Source organism: Paenibacillus sp. J22TS3, assembly GCF_018403205.1.
GTDB lineage: Bacteria > Bacillota > Bacilli > Paenibacillales > Paenibacillaceae > Fontibacillus > Fontibacillus tuaregi.
In genome coordinates this window covers 24,019-41,759 of sequence record NZ_BOSF01000008.1, presented here as the reverse complement: position 1 = coordinate 41,759, position 17,741 = coordinate 24,019, and the positions used below count along the sequence as shown (strand labels likewise).

At 49.4% G+C, this 17,741-nt stretch carries 19 protein-coding genes and 1 other annotated feature; of the genes, 10 read left to right on the top strand and 9 right to left on the bottom strand.

Translation table 11 applies throughout. From position 1 onward, the window contains the following. Positions 1 to 11: 11 nt before the first annotated feature. The 3 genes from KJS63_RS21425 to trpS all read right to left on the bottom strand — a co-directional run bounded on the left by KJS63_RS21425 (position 12) and on the right by trpS (position 2,845). Positions 12 to 611 (bottom strand): SCO family protein, encoded by a 600-nt coding sequence (locus tag KJS63_RS21425; protein ID WP_213620994.1) that lies wholly within the window; start codon positions 609 to 611, stop codon positions 12 to 14. 79 nt (positions 612 to 690) lie between these two features. Further along, the gene (gene cyoE, locus KJS63_RS21420; protein WP_213621121.1) at positions 691 to 1,581 is read right to left on the bottom strand and encodes a heme o synthase; all 891 of its coding nucleotides are present in this window, start codon (positions 1,579 to 1,581) and stop codon (positions 691 to 693) included. Between the two features lie 274 nt (positions 1,582 to 1,855). After that, entirely contained in the window at positions 1,856 to 2,845 is a 990-nt protein-coding gene (gene trpS, locus KJS63_RS21415) for a tryptophan--tRNA ligase (protein ID WP_213620992.1), read from the bottom strand. A gap of 75 nt (positions 2,846 to 2,920) precedes the next feature. Further along, positions 2,921 to 3,169, bottom strand: a binding site (T-box leader). Between the two features lie 135 nt (positions 3,170 to 3,304). Between trpS and KJS63_RS21410 the strand changes: the two genes are divergently transcribed. From KJS63_RS21410 to KJS63_RS21395, 4 genes are all read left to right on the top strand, one after another. Beyond that, complete coding sequence (locus KJS63_RS21410; RefSeq protein ID WP_213620990.1) at positions 3,305 to 4,273, top strand: aldose 1-epimerase; 969 nt, start codon at positions 3,305 to 3,307, stop codon at positions 4,271 to 4,273. A 195-nt stretch (positions 4,274 to 4,468) separates the two neighbouring features. After that, positions 4,469 to 4,708, top strand: a complete 240-nt coding sequence (locus KJS63_RS21405; RefSeq protein WP_068620134.1) for an alpha/beta-type small acid-soluble spore protein — start codon at positions 4,469 to 4,471, stop codon at positions 4,706 to 4,708. Between the two features lie 122 nt (positions 4,709 to 4,830). Then, positions 4,831 to 5,124 carry an ArsR/SmtB family transcription factor gene (locus KJS63_RS21400; RefSeq protein ID WP_068620135.1) on the top strand — a complete coding sequence of 98 codons (294 nt, stop codon included), beginning with the start codon at positions 4,831 to 4,833 and terminating at the stop codon, positions 5,122 to 5,124. An 85-nt stretch (positions 5,125 to 5,209) separates the two neighbouring features. Beyond that, positions 5,210 to 6,376, top strand: a complete 1,167-nt coding sequence (locus tag KJS63_RS21395) for an MFS transporter (protein WP_244862728.1) — start codon at positions 5,210 to 5,212, stop codon at positions 6,374 to 6,376. Positions 6,377 to 6,462: 86 nt separating this feature from the next. Here the strand turns inward: KJS63_RS21395 and KJS63_RS21390 are convergent, their stop codons facing one another. Then, positions 6,463 to 6,870 carry an O-methyltransferase gene (locus KJS63_RS21390; protein WP_213620988.1) on the bottom strand — a complete coding sequence of 136 codons (408 nt, stop codon included), beginning with the start codon at positions 6,868 to 6,870 and terminating at the stop codon, positions 6,463 to 6,465. Positions 6,871 to 7,128: 258 nt separating this feature from the next. Further along, on the bottom strand, positions 7,129 to 8,931 hold the full coding sequence (locus tag KJS63_RS21385) for a M3 family oligoendopeptidase (protein ID WP_213620986.1): 1,803 nt from the start codon (positions 8,929 to 8,931) through the stop codon (positions 7,129 to 7,131). Positions 8,932 to 9,028: 97 nt separating this feature from the next. Here KJS63_RS21385 and KJS63_RS21380 point away from each other — a divergent pair, with 97 nt between their 5' ends. After that, a complete protein-coding gene (locus KJS63_RS21380; RefSeq protein ID WP_068620139.1) occupies positions 9,029 to 9,190 on the top strand; it encodes a YycC family protein in 162 nt (53 codons plus the stop codon). Beyond that, positions 9,187 to 9,420: a hypothetical protein gene (locus KJS63_RS21375; RefSeq protein WP_068620140.1), complete on the top strand. Its 234-nt coding sequence runs from the start codon at positions 9,187 to 9,189 to the stop codon at positions 9,418 to 9,420. Before KJS63_RS21380 ends, KJS63_RS21375 begins: the two co-directional genes overlap by 4 nt. Positions 9,421 to 9,488: 68 nt before the next feature. Here the strand turns inward: KJS63_RS21375 and KJS63_RS21370 are convergent, their stop codons facing one another. Then, positions 9,489 to 10,187 carry a DUF2225 domain-containing protein gene (locus tag KJS63_RS21370; RefSeq protein ID WP_068620141.1) on the bottom strand — a complete coding sequence of 233 codons (699 nt, stop codon included), beginning with the start codon at positions 10,185 to 10,187 and terminating at the stop codon, positions 9,489 to 9,491. A 65-nt stretch (positions 10,188 to 10,252) separates the two neighbouring features. Beyond that, complete coding sequence (locus KJS63_RS21365) at positions 10,253 to 10,639, bottom strand: globin domain-containing protein (RefSeq protein ID WP_213620984.1); 387 nt, start codon at positions 10,637 to 10,639, stop codon at positions 10,253 to 10,255. Between the two features lie 479 nt (positions 10,640 to 11,118). Here KJS63_RS21365 and KJS63_RS21360 point away from each other — a divergent pair, with 479 nt between their 5' ends. The 4 genes from KJS63_RS21360 (at position 11,119) to KJS63_RS21345 (ending at position 16,047) form a co-directional block, all read left to right on the top strand. Beyond that, the gene (locus KJS63_RS21360; RefSeq protein ID WP_483874614.1) at positions 11,119 to 12,354 is read left to right on the top strand and encodes a nucleoside recognition domain-containing protein; all 1,236 of its coding nucleotides are present in this window, start codon (positions 11,119 to 11,121) and stop codon (positions 12,352 to 12,354) included. Positions 12,355 to 12,420: 66 nt separating this feature from the next. Continuing rightward, positions 12,421 to 13,224, top strand: coding sequence for an NAD kinase (locus KJS63_RS21355; RefSeq protein WP_068620144.1), 804 nt, complete (start codon positions 12,421 to 12,423; stop codon positions 13,222 to 13,224). A 165-nt stretch (positions 13,225 to 13,389) separates the two neighbouring features. Continuing rightward, a complete protein-coding gene (locus KJS63_RS21350; RefSeq protein WP_213620982.1) occupies positions 13,390 to 14,586 on the top strand; it encodes a copper amine oxidase N-terminal domain-containing protein in 1,197 nt (398 codons plus the stop codon). A gap of 3 nt (positions 14,587 to 14,589) precedes the next feature. Beyond that, positions 14,590 to 16,047: a S41 family peptidase gene (locus tag KJS63_RS21345; protein ID WP_213620980.1), complete on the top strand. Its 1,458-nt coding sequence runs from the start codon at positions 14,590 to 14,592 to the stop codon at positions 16,045 to 16,047. Between the two features lie 188 nt (positions 16,048 to 16,235). Here KJS63_RS21345 and KJS63_RS21340 read toward each other — a convergent pair whose 3' ends face one another. Together KJS63_RS21340 and lipA are read right to left on the bottom strand one after the other, a co-directional pair. Further along, positions 16,236 to 16,739 carry a YutD family protein gene (locus KJS63_RS21340; RefSeq protein ID WP_213620978.1) on the bottom strand — a complete coding sequence of 168 codons (504 nt, stop codon included), beginning with the start codon at positions 16,737 to 16,739 and terminating at the stop codon, positions 16,236 to 16,238. Between the two features lie 23 nt (positions 16,740 to 16,762). Further along, complete coding sequence (lipA, locus tag KJS63_RS21335) at positions 16,763 to 17,662, bottom strand: lipoyl synthase (protein ID WP_213620976.1); 900 nt, start codon at positions 17,660 to 17,662, stop codon at positions 16,763 to 16,765. Positions 17,663 to 17,741: the final 79 nt, after the last annotated feature.

The following is a 17,741-nucleotide window of genomic DNA, read 5'->3' as shown; positions in this document are numbered from 1 at the left end:
CCCGGCGTCTCCTATTCCTTGGCCAACCGTTCAACCTCTTCCGCAATTTCCTTCGCGGTTACGTCATCCTTGTAATATTTGCGGTAGTTGCCATCCCGGTCCACCAGCGCAATCAGGTCCGAGTGCATGAAATTGCCGTCCCGGTCCTTGTTTACAATGAACTGGAACGTATTCATCGCGAAATCGGCTGTCTTCTTCTCGTCGCCACGAAGGAAATACCAGCCGCTGTAGTCAGCACTGAATTTGTCCCCAAATTCCTTGATCTTTTCCCGGGTATCCCGGACAGGATCGAAGGACACGGATACAAAGCTGACATCCTTGCCAAACAAGCCGTCCTTCTTCAATTGATTCTGAATCTGGGACATTTTGAAGGTGGAGATTGGACATACGTCAGGACAATTGGTAAAAAAGAAATAAAAGAGCCGGACCTTCCCGTTCGTATCCTGCAATGTGACAGTCTTTCCATCCACATTTTCCATTGAAAAATTCTGAACGGGTCTAATGACTGGAATTTTGGGCTTGCTGTATGTATCAATAAGAAGATAACCCGCCAAAATCACACAGATCGCAAGCAGAATAAAGCTCCACTTGTATTTCTTAAGCAGTGTCACAACTTAAGCCTCCTTAATGAATGGATATCTAAAAAAAGAACCCCATGTTCCCATGGGATTCTCAGGCAACCAACAGAGATTAATGGTGAACTGTATCCAGAATCAGGACAAGCAGAGTGAACATTAAATAACTGATGGAGAAAAGAAATACTTTTTTGGCCCAGGTATCGTTATCCGTCTTCTTGCTGAAGCCTGCCAAGGCCATGACCAGCCAAATTACAGCAAGCGCCTCACCAATAATCAGGAACCAGATTCCTGTGTATCCATACGCATACATCAACGGAGGAATCGGCAGCAGAAGAGCGAGATAAGGAATCATCTGAAACTTCGTTCTCTTGATGCCTTTCACAACAGGAAGCAGCGGGAACCCAGCTGCACGGTATTCTTCAACCCGCCGGATGCCAAGCGCCCAGAAATGGGGCGGCTGCCACAGGAATAGAAGAGCGAACAGCAGAACGGCGGCCAAATCAATCTTGCCGGATACAGCCACATAACCGATAACCGGTACGGCAGCGCCTGAAATAGCCCCTACAGATGTGCTCCAGGTAGAGGAGCGCTTCAACCACATCGTGTAAATGCCTGCATATACGACAAATCCTACAATGCCGCATATTCCGGCCAACCACCCGGAGAACGCGAACAACACGCCAAATCCCAGAATACCCAGAATAATTGAATACCACAACACAACGTTAGGCGTAAGCTTGCCGGTAGGAAGGGCACGAGTCTTCGTCCGTTCCATCTTACTGTCAAGCTCACGGTCATAATAGTTATTGAATACGCAAGCGGAAGCCATAATCAGAACGGTGCCGAGAAGTGTAAGCAGCAGCTTTCCATATTGTAAATCCCAACCGGAAGCAAGCCAAAAACCGGCAAATGCCGCAATCAGGTTGGAGCGAAGGATTCCGGGCTTTGTTAAAGCAACAAAATCTCTCCATGTGGCTGTATCGCCAGTCGGTGAAGGTCTCATAGTTATAGCTGGGGAATCCGAAGGAGCAGTGTAACTATATTGTTTACCCACGCGGATAGTTCCTCCTTATATGTTCATAGCGGGACATCTTATCCATCCTCGCTATAAACTTTATCATATCAAAAACGGTTAGTGTTTGACAATTACTGAACAATCGGAGTCATTGTATGACAATTCGGTGACACATGTCTGATGGACAGCATAAAAGCCGGACTTATTGTCCGGCCTTTGTAATATCAATGCCTGTCCATATAAAAGTTCGTTTTTCGCCCGGTCATGCTTTAGGTAGAAAGCCCATTCTTTCCTGCACCTCAGCAAGGGTCTTGGCAGCCATGGCCTCAGCCCGCTCGGCGCCCTGGCGGAGAATTTCGGTAATTTCACCAGATTCCCGGATCTCCCGGTACCGCTGCTGAATCGGCTCCAGCTTGGTGACCACAACCTCAGCAAGATCCTTCTTGAACGGACCATACATTTGTCCTTCATAGCGCTGCTCCACTTCGCTGATGGACAGGCCTGAACATTGGCTGTAAATGCTGATCAGGTTGCTGACTTCCGGTTTATTCGCCGGGTCATATTTCACCTCACGTCCGGAGTCCGTCGTGGCGCGGCTGATCTTCTTGCGGATATCCGCGGGTGAATCCAGAAGCGCAATATAACTGCCTGCATTCGGGTTGCTCTTGCTCATTTTGCTTGAGGCGTCATCCAAGGACATCACGCGCGCGCCCACTTTAGGAATATATGGCTCAGGGATCGTAAAGAAATCCCCGTATCTGTGATTAAAGCGGCCGGCCAAATCCCGGGTCAGCTCCAAATGCTGCTTTTGATCTTCCCCAACCGGAACAAGGTCCGCATTATACAGGAGAATATCCGCGGCCATCAGGGAAGGATAAACAAATAATCCTGCACCCACCGAATCCTTGCCAGAGGACTTGTCCTTGAATTGGGTCATACGCTCCAGTTCCCCCATCGAGGTCAAAGTGGTCAGAATCCAGCCGAGCTGGGCGTGCTGAGGCACATGGGACTGCATATAGACGTTTGCCTTGCTCGGGTCAATTCCCGCCGCGATGAACAAAGCGGCAACCGACTCGGATTGCTCACGTAAAGCGGCAGGCTCCTGGGCAACTGTGATCGCATGGAGATCCACAACCATAAAGTTGCAATCATACTCATGCTGAAGCTGAACAAAATTTTGCATAGCTCCGATGTAATTTCCCAAGGTCAGCTTACCGCTGGGCTGAATGCCGGAAAGAACGATTTTTTTCATTTTTTTCTACTCCTCTGTATAGATATTCTGAATATCCCTTTTTTTATTCTGAGAACACAAAAAAGCCTCACATCCGCAAGGGACGTGAGACCGTGGTGCCACCCTAATTCGCCGGCATTCCGGAACGGGAATGCTGCAGCCTTTGTGTTCTTGTTAACGGGGAACAACCGGCCGAACATACTGGGATGACTGCCTGTAAGGCAGACTCCGTTCCTCTCGGCGCTCCGGGGTCCATTCATCACTAGCATCCTGCCGGTTCGCATCCACCACCGGCTTTCTGGTAAGGGTGTGCTTTTGACTACTTCTCCCCATCAACGCATTGCATATCGCTCAAGTTTATGTTTCCATAATAATTGTGCCTAACCAATACTGTCAAATCAGATTTTCCGTCCATCCTTAAAAGTGTTATGATAGGTCTAGCTTTGGAATTTTGATTATAGTGGGAAAAGGAGCAACGATATGAAAAAAGTGACCAAAGGGCAATGGAACGGCTACGACACTTATATTTTACATAGCCGCGAACTTGAAGTCACACTGTTGCCACGGCTCGGGAATAATGTAATCGGCCTTACGGACAAGGTGCAGCAGCGTGAAGTGCTGCGGCGGCCCGAGGAGAATGAACTCGATTTTTATCTGCAGAAACCTTACCACTTCGGTATACCTCTCCTGATTCCGCCCGGAAGAATCCGCAGAGGCGAATTCGAGTATGCCGGGCAGCACTACCAATTCGACCGCAATACAGCGAACGACAATCATATTCACGGACTCCACCGCACCCAATGCTGGAGGGTTAGTGATATAGAAGAAGACGAAGAAGGCTGCGCGATTACCACCGAGTTTCTGACCTCAGATGATCCAGAATGGCTTCGTCAGTACCCGGTACCGCTGAAGCTCGAAATGACCCTAAGACTTCAGGGAGCAACCCTGTCCCAAACGTTCAGGATTACCCATTTGGGTGAAACCCCGGCTCCGTTCGGCTTAGGCCTACATACCTGGTTCCTCCTCGATGGACGACCTGACGAATGGACCCTACGTCTTCCGGTAAGTGAGACTTATCTGCTGGATGAAGAGAATGTGACTACAGGCGAGACAGCCTCTCTTGGAGATTTAGATCGCCTTAATACAGGACTTAATCTCGCTGGCACTAACTTCGACACCATGCTGAGCATAGGCGGCAAGCCTGTTCAGGCTGATCTTCAGCGCAAGGACGGATACACGCTCCGCTACTCGGCAGATCCGAAATATTTCAAACATTGGGTTCTCTATACGAAAGGGGAAGCGGACCAGTTTCTCTGCATTGAGCCCTACACCTGGATTCCAAATGCTCCAAATCTGAAGCTGCCTAATGAGGTCACAGGCCTGATAGATCTTCAGCCAGGCGAGCAGCTTGCTTTGCAGGTGAATCTGGATATTGTATATCCTTCTTAATCTATCTTGCCTAACAAGCGGTTGTCGCACCAGTTCAAGCTGGTGGTAACCGCTTTTTTATTTTGGGAGCTTTCAAACCCCTGAAGCCGCCTGCGATAGCCTAATAATTACCACCTCTTTCACTCTGATCTCTTGTGCATATTTTATGAGTCTAAAACCATACTAACATCACTAAGGTCGAAGGAGGTGACAAACATGGCAGGTTCAAACAGCCGCAGCGGAAGTCGTCGCAGCAACAACCTTATCGTTCCTCAAGCTAACCAAGCTCTCCAACAACTGAAATATGAGGCAGCTCAAGAGCTGGGTGTAACTATTCCTCAAGATGGTTACCTTGGAGACAACACTTCCCGTGAAAATGGTTCCCTCGGGGGCTACATCACAAAACGTCTGGTGCAATTGGCAGAACAGCAATTATCGGGTCGTTCTAACCTATAATTTGCGTTCTCTCCTAACTTCGATATAAAAACGGGCGGTCTGCTTCGGCAGGCCGCTTGTTTTTTTGTTACAACACTGTATTGAAGTATTGACAAATTGTCTGGATCGAATATCATTGTTGTATGACTATTGAACAACTTAAATCCAAGGATGAGACACTGGTGCATATGTTGAAAGCCCTGGCTGACCCAACACGACTGCAGATCATCAGGACTTTGCGTGATACCAAAGCTGAGCTGAGCTGCGGGGAAGTGGGCGACAGGTGCGAAGCTTCCAAGTCTAATGCTTCCTATCATTTTCGTACTCTGCGGGAGGCCGGACTAATTCTTGTACGGAAAGAGGCGCAAACAAAGTACATACAGATTAATGAAAGCACATTTACCCGTTTTTTACCTGGATTCCTGGACACCCTGTGATCCGGGTATCTTTTTGATGATTAGTTCAATAGTTGTTTAACTAATGAATCATGTTGGGGAGGATCAAGATTTGAATACAGCTGTGATGGGATTGTTATTTTTAATTATGTTTGTGATTGGTACGGATACTTTTTTAATTAGCCCACTTCTTCCGGTGCTTCAAACCACATTCCATGTGAACGCCGGTGCAGCAGGATGGATGGTTAGTGCCTATGCTCTAGGTTATGCGTTGTTCGCTCTTCTCGCAGGTCCCTTGTCCGACCGCCTAAACCGCAAAAAGGTTATGATCATGGGGCTCGTCTGCTTCTCCCTTTCCACCGGGCTGTGTGCCGCAGCATTTGACTTTTGGAGTATGAACCTGTTCCGCTTTGCCGCCGGGGTGAGTGCGGCGTTTGTCACCCCCCAGGTGTGGGCTTCAATTCCTCTTCTGGTACCTAAAGATAAAATACTTAGGGGCATGGGAATCGCCACGGCCGGGCTGTCCATTTCACAGCTTCTGGGCCTGCCTATCGGCAGCTATCTTGCTTCGGTGAACTGGCGTGTTCCATTTGTCGCGCTTGCACTAATCGCCTTATTCCTTGGGATAACGGCACATGCCGTGCTTCCTGGCCTGCTCCCCCACACCAAGGATACACAAGCCCGAGAGAGCCAGTCTCTAATCAGAACTTATACATATCTTTTGCGTTCTACTACGGCAGTACTCGCTTTTGGCGCGTATTTCATATTCCAATTCGGTAATTTTGCCGCCTTTTCCTTTTTAGGTTCCTGGTTGTCGGTATCATTTCATCTGGGGGTATCGGACATTGGGGGAGTTATGCTGTTCCTGGGCCTTGGAAATACCATCGGCAGTTTAGGGGGAGCAACGATTGTCCAGCGAATCGGGGTGAAGAAAACTTTGCTTATAGGGATAACTACCAGCGGTTTTATATATCTTCTGCTCGCTAATTCACCTTATCTTTGGATGGTCAAGGCCGGTTTGTTTGTAATCTTCATGATTAGCGGCACCTTATTTCCGCTTATGATCAGCTGCTTGCAGAGCCTGTCTTCTACAGCCCGTGGCACTACCGCGGCACTTTCCAATGCCTTGATGTATTTGGGAACATCACTTGGAGCTGCGGCCGCCGGTGGACTCTTTCAGGCCACAGGGACTTTCCTGTCCGTAACAATACTGACCTTTATCTCATTTATCTTGTTCTTAATCCTGTTTAATTCAAGTGGAATCCTGAAACCGCAGGTACCTGAAAAAGCTTGAGTTGGTTTAAAAGCAGGGCTTTCCAGATATCGCTCCAATGCGTACCGGTACAAGTCCTGCTTTATGTATGTTCTAAATTTCACATATCAAGACCACTCTTGAAATGTGCTGGTTGCATCCTTCCTGGGATAACGAATCATCAAATTAGCCATATTGTAATTGGACTCAAGTGTGGCATCCACAATCACCATATCCTGGCGGAGCGCAAATTCATAACTGATCTCCCCATGCGTCCAATGACGCTTAAAATTAAGCGATTCGATAGCCATCTTTCTGAATGAAGCTTGTTGGGCTGCCGTTAACCCGCTATCCCCTCCTGATAAATGTCCATTTCTTCCACTAATCGGATTCTGGCGGATACCGAATTTGCCGATAACATTGTTGCGGATTTGTACAAACACCGTGCCTGAAGTCAGGCCCGCCAACTCCGCTTCTAGTTCTCTGAACACAAGATCAAGCTGTCTTGGCAGAGAAAATTGGTCAGTTTTCAACAATATCCACCCTCCCTTCGCTATGTAATCCCCTATATATAGGGCTTCCGTCTCATTATATGCCATTCTAATATACCCATCAACAATAACCTACAAAATTGGGTATATATGCCTATATGATATATTTTTTCAATTTTATTCTTCCTCATGATTCGCTATTTCTTCTTATATAACGACAAAAATCCCCACCCGCACATAAAGAAATGCACCCTTGAAGCCTGATCAACCGGCTAAAAGGATGCATCCTATAACTTCAATTATTTACTTGGTCATCTCCAGGAACAACTCCACATCGGCTACGGCAAGAGAAACCGCCTCTTCCCAGAAATCAGGCTTAGTCAGATCCACGTTCAGATGCTTACGTGCCAAATCTTCTACCGTCATGCGCCCGGTATCACGCAGAAGCGCATCATACTTCTCGGCGAACGCTTCCCCTTCACGCTGTGCCCGTGCGAATATGCCTGTGCTGAATAGGTAGCCGAAGGTATACGGGAAGTTGTAGAACGGAACATCCGTAATATAAAAATGCAGCTTGGATGCCCAGAAATGAGGATGGTAGGATTCAAGCGCTCCATTATACGCTTCTTTCTGTGCTTCCACCATCAAAGCTGAGATCTCTTCTGCGTTCAGAAGGCCCTCTCTACGCTTCTCGTAGAACCGGGTCTCGAACAGGAAGCGGGCATGAATGTTCATAAAGAAAGCGACACTGCGCTGGATTTTATCCTCCAGAAGTGCGATCTTCTCCTCATCACTAGCCGCGTTCTTCACCTGCGCATCCGACAGAATCATCTCCGCAAAGGTGGAAGCGGTCTCTGCCACATTCATGGCATAGTTCTGGCAGAACGGCGGCAATCCGTCCATCACATGCTGGTGATAGGCATGACCAAGTTCATGTGCAAGTGTTGACACATTGGAGGCCGTACCACTGTATGTCATGAAAATTCGGGTCTGGCTGCTTTCGGTAAGAGACGTACAGAAACCGCCAGGCCTCTTGCCGGAACGGTCCTCTGCCTCCACCCAGTTCTGATTGAAGGCCTTGACCGTGAAATCCGCAAGCTTCGGGCTAAAGCCGTTGAACTGTTTCACAATCTCTTCAGCCGCATCGTCGTAGGCAATCTTAGCATCCGCAGAACCAATCGGAGCCTCCACATCAGCCCAGCTCAGGCGTTCGACACCCAGAAGCTTGGCCTTGCGTTCAAGATACTTCACAAATATCGGTTTATTCTTAGTAATAACCGCCCACATAGTATCGAGCGTCTCCTGCGACATCCGGTTGATGCTGAGCGGCTCCTTCAGCACGCTGTCCCAGCCGCGCTTCTCATACAGCTTCAATCTGAAGCCCGCAAGCCGGTTCAGGGTGTCTGCGCAGTAATCCGCCGCAGCTTCCCAGGCCTCCTCCCACTTGACGAAGGCCTCTTGGCGGACCTCGCGGTTAGGCGAGTGCAGCTTGTTATGAGCTTGACCAGCAGAGAGCAGCACCTCTTCCCCGTTCTCGTCCTTGAACGGAATCGTTACCTTGCTGACGATGGTATCATAGTGCTGTCCCCATCCGTGATAACCATCCACAGCCAGATCCAGAACAAGATTTTCTTGCTCAGGAGACAGCTTTTCCCGGGTCTTCTCCCGGCTTTCGTTCAGTGCGAAAGCAATCGGTTTAATCTCGTCCCGGTTGATCCATGCCGTGAATACCGCATCTTCCGTGCTGCCAAGCACATTCTCAAAACGGGTATTCACTCCCTCCAGAGCAGCATTCAGGGACGTAATCTTACCTGCCAATTGGACTGCTTTCTTGTCCGTCGTGTCCTGTGCCGTCAGGCACTCGGTGAACGAGGAGGCTTCCCTCAGCCTGGAATATGCGCTTTGGAGGGCTTCAATAAACCCGTCCAGAGAAACCGTATCTTCAACCGATTGCGGTGCTTCTAGAGCGTTGACCTGCCGTGCAAGGTCAGAGATATCCTGCTCAAGCTTGTTCAGGAATTGTCCGAACTCCTTGGAGGAGGAACCTCCCGGAAATACGCTTTCCAAATCCCATGTCAGCCCTACTGGCTTCTGCAGTTGTGTCATTTCATCTCATCCTTTCGTATGTCGCTGTATTGATCGACTATGGCTCAAAAGTGTATAACTAAGATATAGCCCTCCAGGGCAGATAAGGAGGAACCATATGAGACCACTTCAAATATCAGCCGAAACCGCTGTGAAATTAGCCGAGAAACTCGGGGTCCCTTTAGAGAACCTTATGCATATGCCGCAGCATATTTTACTTCAAAAGATCAGTGAGCTTGCCAAAGAAGAGGCCGGCTCGGAAGATAAGCCAAAGTCATGATTCCTTTTGAAAGAACACTTCCCTATGATGTGGTAATGGGTGATGTATATGTACAGAGCTGTCCTTTCTGCGGAAGCGAGAATGTTCTGCTCCCTATGAAGCCCCAGGAGCTTAAGAGTGTGCGTGAAGGCAAGAAGAAGCTGCTCGTCTTCCCCTGCTGTTACAACAGGGTAACAGTCGTGGACAGCGATCAGGACTATCTGCTTACCGATCAGGACATCCGGCGGTAGCAAGCCTGTCTTATTTATAATGATACCGCGGGAATCTCACGGCTGAGATTCCCGCGCTATTTTGCCAGCTAGCTATTCATCTCCTCGGGAATCTCCAGCTTCGCAGCAAGCATGTCCTCTCTGAGAACAGCCCACTGCTCACGTGAGGCCCTGATCATGGCCGCATCCATAATCTTCTTATCATTGATCACTCTGGAGAACCACCTTACGGCTTCAGAGTAATTGCCGGTGCGCCTGTTCAGCTCACCGATCAGATACATGAGGCGGGCATCATTCGCCCCGGCCCCCTCAAGCTCGTACACGCGGATATAGGATTCTAGACTAAAGCCCAGGAACCTCAGCTCCTGTTCCTTAAGCTCCTTATACCGGTACAACCAGGCGATATGATGAAGCAGACTCGAAATAATCCGCTCCTTCTCTTTGACCACCTGAGCGCACAGCAAAGCAAGTTTATAAGTCTCCAGCGCGGTTTCCCAGTCCCGGGGCCCACCGAAATCGCGAAGGTTGATCCTGTCCCCGATCTGTTTCTTGAATTCTGCCCGCTGAGATTCCTTAAGACGCTCGTCGAAATTCTCAGAGAACGCAAACCCGCAGGAAGGGCATACCCTTACAACATAGAAATCGGGATTCTCCTTGGCATAATAACGGCAGAAATCCGTATCCGTCTTCACCGCCCGTTTGAAGCTTGGTCTCACTCTTGATGTCATAAATTCATGTTCGCACTGAATACAAGTTACCTTAATCGTATAGAGCGGCTCCAGTTCCAATTTGCCCTACTCCCTTTCATTCTCTCAAGGATCTGATTGTGTAGTGAAGGTCATTTGTCCTTAATCTATTGCGGCGTATTGATGAAGTGATGCGCAGGTCCAGACAGACGCTGGAGAATAAATGCCCTGAACGGGTCTTCTATCCCGATCTCCTGCAGTGCGGAAGCCATACAGCTAAGCCAAGCCTCCGCCCGTTCCTCGGTAATCGGGAAGGGCATATGCCTTGCGCGCATCATCGGGTGACCATATTGATCAGAATACAACGAAGGCCCTCCAAAGAACTGTGACAGGAACATAAACTGCTTCTCCATCACTGGAAATATATCCTCAGGAAAAAGCGGGCCGAGCAGCGGATGTGCCTGGACTTTAGGATAGAAGGCCTCAACCAGGCTCCTTAGGGTCTTCTCGCCCCCCAGATTGTCGTATATAGACAGACTCGGATTATAATTCATCGGTTATTCGCCAACTTCCTTGTGATATATCTGCCGTTATATTATACCAATAAATCGCATCAGGTTGTACTTCCACGATATATAAGATCATTTCACAACCTGTCCATTGGTAATTCTCAGGGTCAACTTATTATAGGGAACAAAAAAAGACGCTAATTGAAGTTAGCGTCCTTACGTCAGTTAGGTTGTTAGTAGCTTCGCCAATCCTCTTCCCCGGAATGGACAAGAGAGGCGCGTATAACATATACAAAGGCGCATACGAGAACACCGGCGACAAAACTCATATCCATCACTCCATCCATATGAATTAAATTCATGCCGAAAGATCAGACGCATCTTTTGTATTTGTATTTTATCATAACCCTGCAAAAAAAACAGCCCAATCTGAAATCGCTTTCTTGCTTTTTTTGTACTGTTTGTCCCTGTCCGTTCATAGCCATAAGTAAGGATTTTGGCAATCACCGAGGGGGCTGAGAATCATGCTGTCAAAAAAATGGGGAGGGCCTCTTCTGTTGGCCACAATGAGTTTTCTATTTGTACTCATGCTCATCTATCCAGGCCCCGCCTGGAACGCAGGCGTCAGAGGCCTGGCCATCTGGTGGGACGTCCTGTTCCCTTCGCTCTTCCCCTTCTTTGTCATATCGGAAATGATGCTGGGCTTCGGCATTGTCCATTTCATCGGAATGCTTCTCGACCCGTTCATGAAGCCGCTGTTCCGCATCCCCGGCAGCGGGGGATTCGTAGCTGCCATGAGCTTCGCGTCCGGTTACCCGGTGAGCGCCAAGCTGACCTCCAAGCTCCGCGAGCAGCGGCTCATCACCCGCGAGGAAGGGGAGCGGCTCGTTGCATTCACCACGACCTCTGACCCGATCTTCCTGATCGGGGCGGTCTCGGTCGGCTTCTTCCATAACTCGCAGCTTGCAGGAACGCTGGCGCTCGCCCACTACGGGGGCGCCTTAATCGTGGGCATCCTCATGCGGTTCCACGACCGGGGAGCGCCGCCCACACCTGTACCTGTGCGGCAAGGCAAACCCCAGGGCTTCATCCTGCGCCTCGCGCTAGCGGCTATGCATGAAGCCCGCCTCAAGGATGGCCGCCCCTTCGGCGAGCTGCTGCGGCAGGCCATCATCTCCGCCCTTCAGCTTATGACCGTTGTAGGCGGACTGGTGGTGGTCTTCTCGGTGCTGCTGGAGGTCCTGGGAACTTCCGGAATCATGACCCAGCTGTACGAGCTTCTCCGGCATGTCCTTACCTCATTGCAGCTGCCCGCAGCGTTGGCCGAGCCTTTTGTTGGTGGCGGCTTCGAGGTTACCCTGGGGGCCAAAGCGTCGGCGGCGGTAGCCGGGGGCGTGCCCCTGGTCTTCAAGGCGGCAGCGGCGGCCTTCATTCTGTCCTGGGCCGGACTGTCCGTCCATGCCCAAATCGCAAGCATTCTGAACGGGACGGGCCTGAGGTATCTCCCTTTCATGGTGGCAAGGCTCATTCATGCCGTGCTTGCAGGACTGCTGGTCCCCCTTCTTTGGCCGCTGACCGGGCCTGATACAGAGGTATTCCTTGACTTTGGGGCTCCTGCCCTTTCAGGTGCGGGATGGGAAAGTTTTCCCTATGCCCTGCTGCTGCTGTTGCTGGTTCTGGCTCTGCTTCTCATTTTGTCCCTTTTTTCTGGAGTCATTCAGCGGCTTTGGAACCCTGTACGAATAACTAACCGGAAATGAAAGATTGTTTTCTGTTCTAGAATTGATTATGATCGGTACAAGACACAAGGCAAAGGAGCTTTCAACTTGAGATATTACGTTCTTGACCGCGGAGATCAATTGTCTGTCGAGTTAAGTGAGCAATTTCATAAGCTGGCGGCCGAAAATGGGTTTGAAATGGATGCCGAATCTCCTGAAATCGTCATCTCGATCGGGGGAGACGGTACGATGCTGCATGCCTTCCACACCTTCATAGACCGGATTCCTTCTATTGCATTCGTCGGGATTCATACAGGCCACCTTGGGTTTTATGCGGATTGGAAGTCTAATGAAATACCGGAGCTCATCCAGTTAATGATAGGGCACAAAGCTCCAGACCTTCCAAGACCACGCATCGTGAACTATCCATTGATTGATCTTGAAGTGAAGAAGAAATCAGGAACCTCGTCCTACATTTGTTTGAATGAGTTCACGCTCAAGGGAGTTGACGGCACGGTTGTAGCCCAGGTTGACATTAATGACCAGCAGTTCGAGATGTTTCGGGGAGACGGCATTTGTGTCTCGACACCCGCAGGGAGCACAGCATACAACAAAAGTCTTGGAGGAGCCATTATCCATCCTTCCATAGAAGCCCTCCAGATCACAGAGATCGCTTCGATCAACAACAGGGTGTTCCGTACGGCTGGCTCTGCCCTTGTACTTCCTAAGCATCACCATAGTGACATCTACTCTCGCAAAGATCAGCGATTACTGCTGACTATCGATCATATTAACCAGCCCGTGGACGATTTAATCTCAATCCGCTGCCAGGTTGCCAAGCAGAAGGTCAGCTTCATCCGGTACAGGCCGTTTCCGTTCTGGAATCGGGTCCGCAATGCTTTTCTCGGCTAAGAGATATATTTGAATAGGAACAACAGACAGAAGCTGGCGGATCTGTTCCGCCGGTTTCTTTGGCGTTCTGGTAAATGGTTGAAAATTAACCGTAGACTTTGATTTGCAGCAGTGGTATAACCGATCTATCTGTTTAAATTTTTTCATAAAGGTGGACTCATTTCTGTGAAACGTATTCTATCTGTATTAGGAGCGGTGAGCCTGATTCTCTCGATGTCCCTTCCCGCCAGCGCGGCCCCCGGGTCCATTTCAGTTTACCTGGATGGAAACAAAATCAGCTTTCCTGCGGGAGCGCCGTATACCAGCCAGGGCACCACGCTTGTCCCCTTCCGGACGATCTTCGAGAAGCTGGGGCTTCAGGTGACCTGGAACGCCAAGACGCAGACCGTAACAGGCAGCAAAGAAGATCTGACCATCCAGCTCACCCTGGGCAGCAACCGGGCCAGCATTAACGGGGTAATCCAGAAGCTGTCCGTGCCCCCCGCCACGGTAAAGGGAACAACCTATGTGCCCCTTCGTTTTGTCGGCGAGGCAGCCGATGCCAAGGTGGATTGGAACGAAGGCTCGGGCTCCATCACCATTCAAACGGCCAAATCCACAGCAGTGGAGCAGGAGAAAATTCGCAAGCTGCTTGTTCAAGTTCTGAGCTGCTTGGATAAAGGTGATTACAACGGACTAAAGCCTTATTTGTCCGCTGATTCGCCTTTTCAAGACAGTGAGAAGGAGCTTAATGAATGGTCTCAGAATAACAGCCAGATTAGCAAAATTACCGATTTCGAATTCGTGTCCTTGAACCAACGGACCGGGGAAGCCTTTGTTGAAACGGTGGAGGACACGCATAGAACGGGCGGTTTATACATGCCTGATATGCTGAATCAGATGATGTACACCGTAGTGAAGGAAGATGGCCTTTGGAAGCTTCAGGATTTTGAGATCAAGGAAATCACGTATAAGCTTCCTGCCGATGCGCTGACCAAAACCGTGAATGTGCCGAGCACGGAGGACAGTAAAATTAATGAAGTGATAAATTTATACAATAAATATTTATCAGACAAAAATTTGGATGGGATTCTTGCGCTTTCTGATCCGGGTATCATCACGGATGAATTTAAAGCTAACCTTCAATCCGTTTTTGCAAGTAGAAAGATGTGGGAAGGCGACGTGAAAATCTCCAATGTAAGAACGATTTACTACTCTGAGAGCGAAGCGGCCGTTTACTTTGAGGAGAACTATTTAAATCCGGATACCAAAAGCAGCTTAATCCTGGGGAATGTCTTTGTTCTGCACAAATCCACAGAAGGCAAATGGCTTATTAATGCAGGCTACAGGGTATCCAAGAAATTCAAAGGGGAAGAAAATTAGACTATGACCAAAATCTCTATCCGTAATGCAATCATCACATCAACTCTTGCTGTATCCCTACTGCTGACCCCGGCTGCTGCAATGGCCGCTGACAGTCAACAAACAACTGATGAGCAAACGTCGCAGCCCTCGGACCTGCAGCTGATTCAGGAGGTGCTGGATTACATTAACCAATACAATGTCTCTGGCGTCACGAAGGAGCAGCTCATCCGCGGGGCCATTGAAGGCATGGTCTATGAGCTGGATGATCCCTATTCGGAGTATTTCACCGCTGAAGATCTGAAGCAGTTCCAAGACTCCATCAATCAGGACTATGTAGGAATTGGTGTTACTTTATATGTGGAGAACAACAAACTGATGGTAGACAGTGTGATTCCCGGCTCTCCAGCTGAGACTAGCGGAATTAAAGCAGGGGACATCATTACACGCATAAATGGACAGCCCGTCAAAGGTTCAGACTCTGCAGCTGATTTAGCGGGGGATGCGAATAGCAAGGTTACGGTCACTGTGCAGCGCGCGGGCAAAAGCTTAACTTTCAACATCACCCGGGCGGAAGTGTACATACCTTCGGTGGAGGCTTCCATCAGCAGCAGCAAAATTGGCTACATTAAACTCTCCAGCTTCTCGGAGACAGCCGATGAAGAATTTAGCGCAGCCATGAGCAAGCTTAAGGGCGCAGGGATGAAGTCGCTGGTGCTTGATTTGCGCAACGACGGAGGCGGTTATATCGAGACCGCAACCAATATCGCCAAGCAATTAATGGATAAGGGCATTCTCATGTATACCCAGGATCAGAGCGGCCAATTGGTCCCTCAGACCGTTACGGGCGGGGAGAAAATCGGGGTTCCTATCATCGTTCTAACTAACGAGAACAGTGCCAGCGCCTCCGAGATTCTGACAGGTGCGCTTCATGATAATCGTCTTGCAACGACAGTGGGTACCACTACCTTCGGGAAAGCGCGCATTCAGAATGTGATTCCCTTGTCTAATGGGGATGCGCTTAAGCTGACGACCCAGAAGTATCTGACTCCGAACAAGCTGGATTTTAACAAAATCGGGCTAAAGCCGGATTTTGAAGTCCGGGGCAGCACGGCACAGTTGGTCACCGCTTTCTCCCTTGCGGGAATGAAGAGCATGAAGATCACGGGCGACAACCATTCCCTGACTCTTAACGGCCAGCGCTTTGACGGCGTACTGGGCAGCATTAAGAAAGGAAACTCCATCTATGTGCCTTCCCGGGTACTTGCTGCCATGCTTCAAAGCGAAGTAAGCTGGAATGCCAAGGAGAAGAAAATTATCATTACAGATGCACGCGGACGCCAGAGCAGCTTCACCGTAAGCTCAGGACAAGTAGTGTTCCAGAATGGGGATAGCTATATTGAAATCCATCAGTTCGTGAAGAAGTATCCGGCCCTCAAATGGAGTTACGCCCAGAACAAGCTCACGCTTAGTGTGCAGTAAAATATAATCAAAGTGCTGTAATAAATAAGGGAAACGGCGAGCCTTCAAGGATCGGCATTTCCCCGTAACTCTGCCAAAACAAAAAAAAGTCCCTGATATGAATGAAGGAAACTCCATTCATATCAGGGACTTTCATGTTTACCCATCATGCACCGTAGGCCAGAGCAGACGGCTTACCTTGGAATTACTTACCCCTCCCGGGTTGTTGCCTGACCCGCAGAAGCAGTCTTTGGCTGCTCTGACGACAGCGGCTGCTTTCCCTGAGCTAACCCTTCAACTCCAACCGTGGCACTTGCTTGCTTGGACTGGAGGGCAGGGCTTAGCTTGTCCTTGGTCTCCTTGGTCTCCTTGGTCTCCTTGGACTCTTTAGTCTCTTTGGCATCCACGGATTCCTTGGCTCCTTCAGGCTCGCGGGCAACGTCCTTCACCCTTTGAAGAACAAAGTAAGGACAGCCAAAATTACAGTACTCATTAATATAGTCCATGATTCCAGAAATGGAGGAATCCTTGCTCACCTTAGGGTGATTATCGCGGTAAAACCCCTTGAGGCGAAGCTGGTTGTAACCCCAATCACCAATCACGTAATCATACCGCTCAAGCACATCGCTGTATCTCTGTTTAAAAGCTTCCGGATCCCAGCCATTCCGGTTCTCCTGAATCAATTCATAGCTTTTGCCGTTCACCTGGATCACAACAACGTTCCCCCTTACTTCACTTAAGCTGGCGTATGAACGCCTTCCTTCGAGCTCTTGGCTGATTTCACCTGCTCGTGTGCATGATAGGAACTGCGGACAAGCGGACCGGATTCTACATGGCTGAAACCGCGCTTCAGTCCCTCTTCCTTCAGCTTAACGAACTCTTCAGGACGGTAATATTTCTCCACGTCCAGATGCTTCGGAGACGGCTGCAAGTACTGGCCAATAGTCAGGATATCTACATCCACTGCGCGCAGATCGTCCATCGCTTGGAGAATTTCATCCCACTCTTCTCCCACACCAAGCATAATGCTTGACTTGGTTGGAATGTCCGGCTGCATTTCCTTGGCTTTCTTCAACAGCTCCAGGGAGCGGCTGTATTTGGCCTTGGCGCGAACCCGGTCGGACAGGCGTTCTACCGTCTCGATATTGTGATTTAGAATGTCTGGCTTCGCATCCATAACAATCTTAAGTGACTCCGTATCTCCCATAAAGTCTGGAATCAGCACTTCAACACTGCACAGAGGAAGACGCCGGCGGATGGCATGTATGGAGCCCGCAAAGATCTGTGCTCCCCCGTCCTTCAGATCGTCCCGGGCAACACTGGTGATGACACAGTGCTTCAGGTTCATATTCTCGGCTGCTTCAGCTACACGTTCTGGTTCTTGAAGATCAAGCTCGGTTGGCATTCCAGTATTCACCGCGCAGAAGCGGCAGGCACGTGTGCAGATATCTCCCAGAATCATGAATGTAGCGGTCCGGTTGGCCCAACATTCATATATATTTGGACAGCGAGCTTCCTCGCAAACGGTATGCAGTGTTTTGGAGCGCATCATATTCTTGATGTCCTGATAATTCTCTCCGGTAGTCAGCTTAATCCGAATCCAGTCGGGTTTTGGCTCTTTCACTTTGTTAGACAACGGGTCTGACCTTCCTTCTCTGATAGAATAAGCACTAGACAATTGAACAGAAGATACATCATCTCGTTCCCAGGCTCAT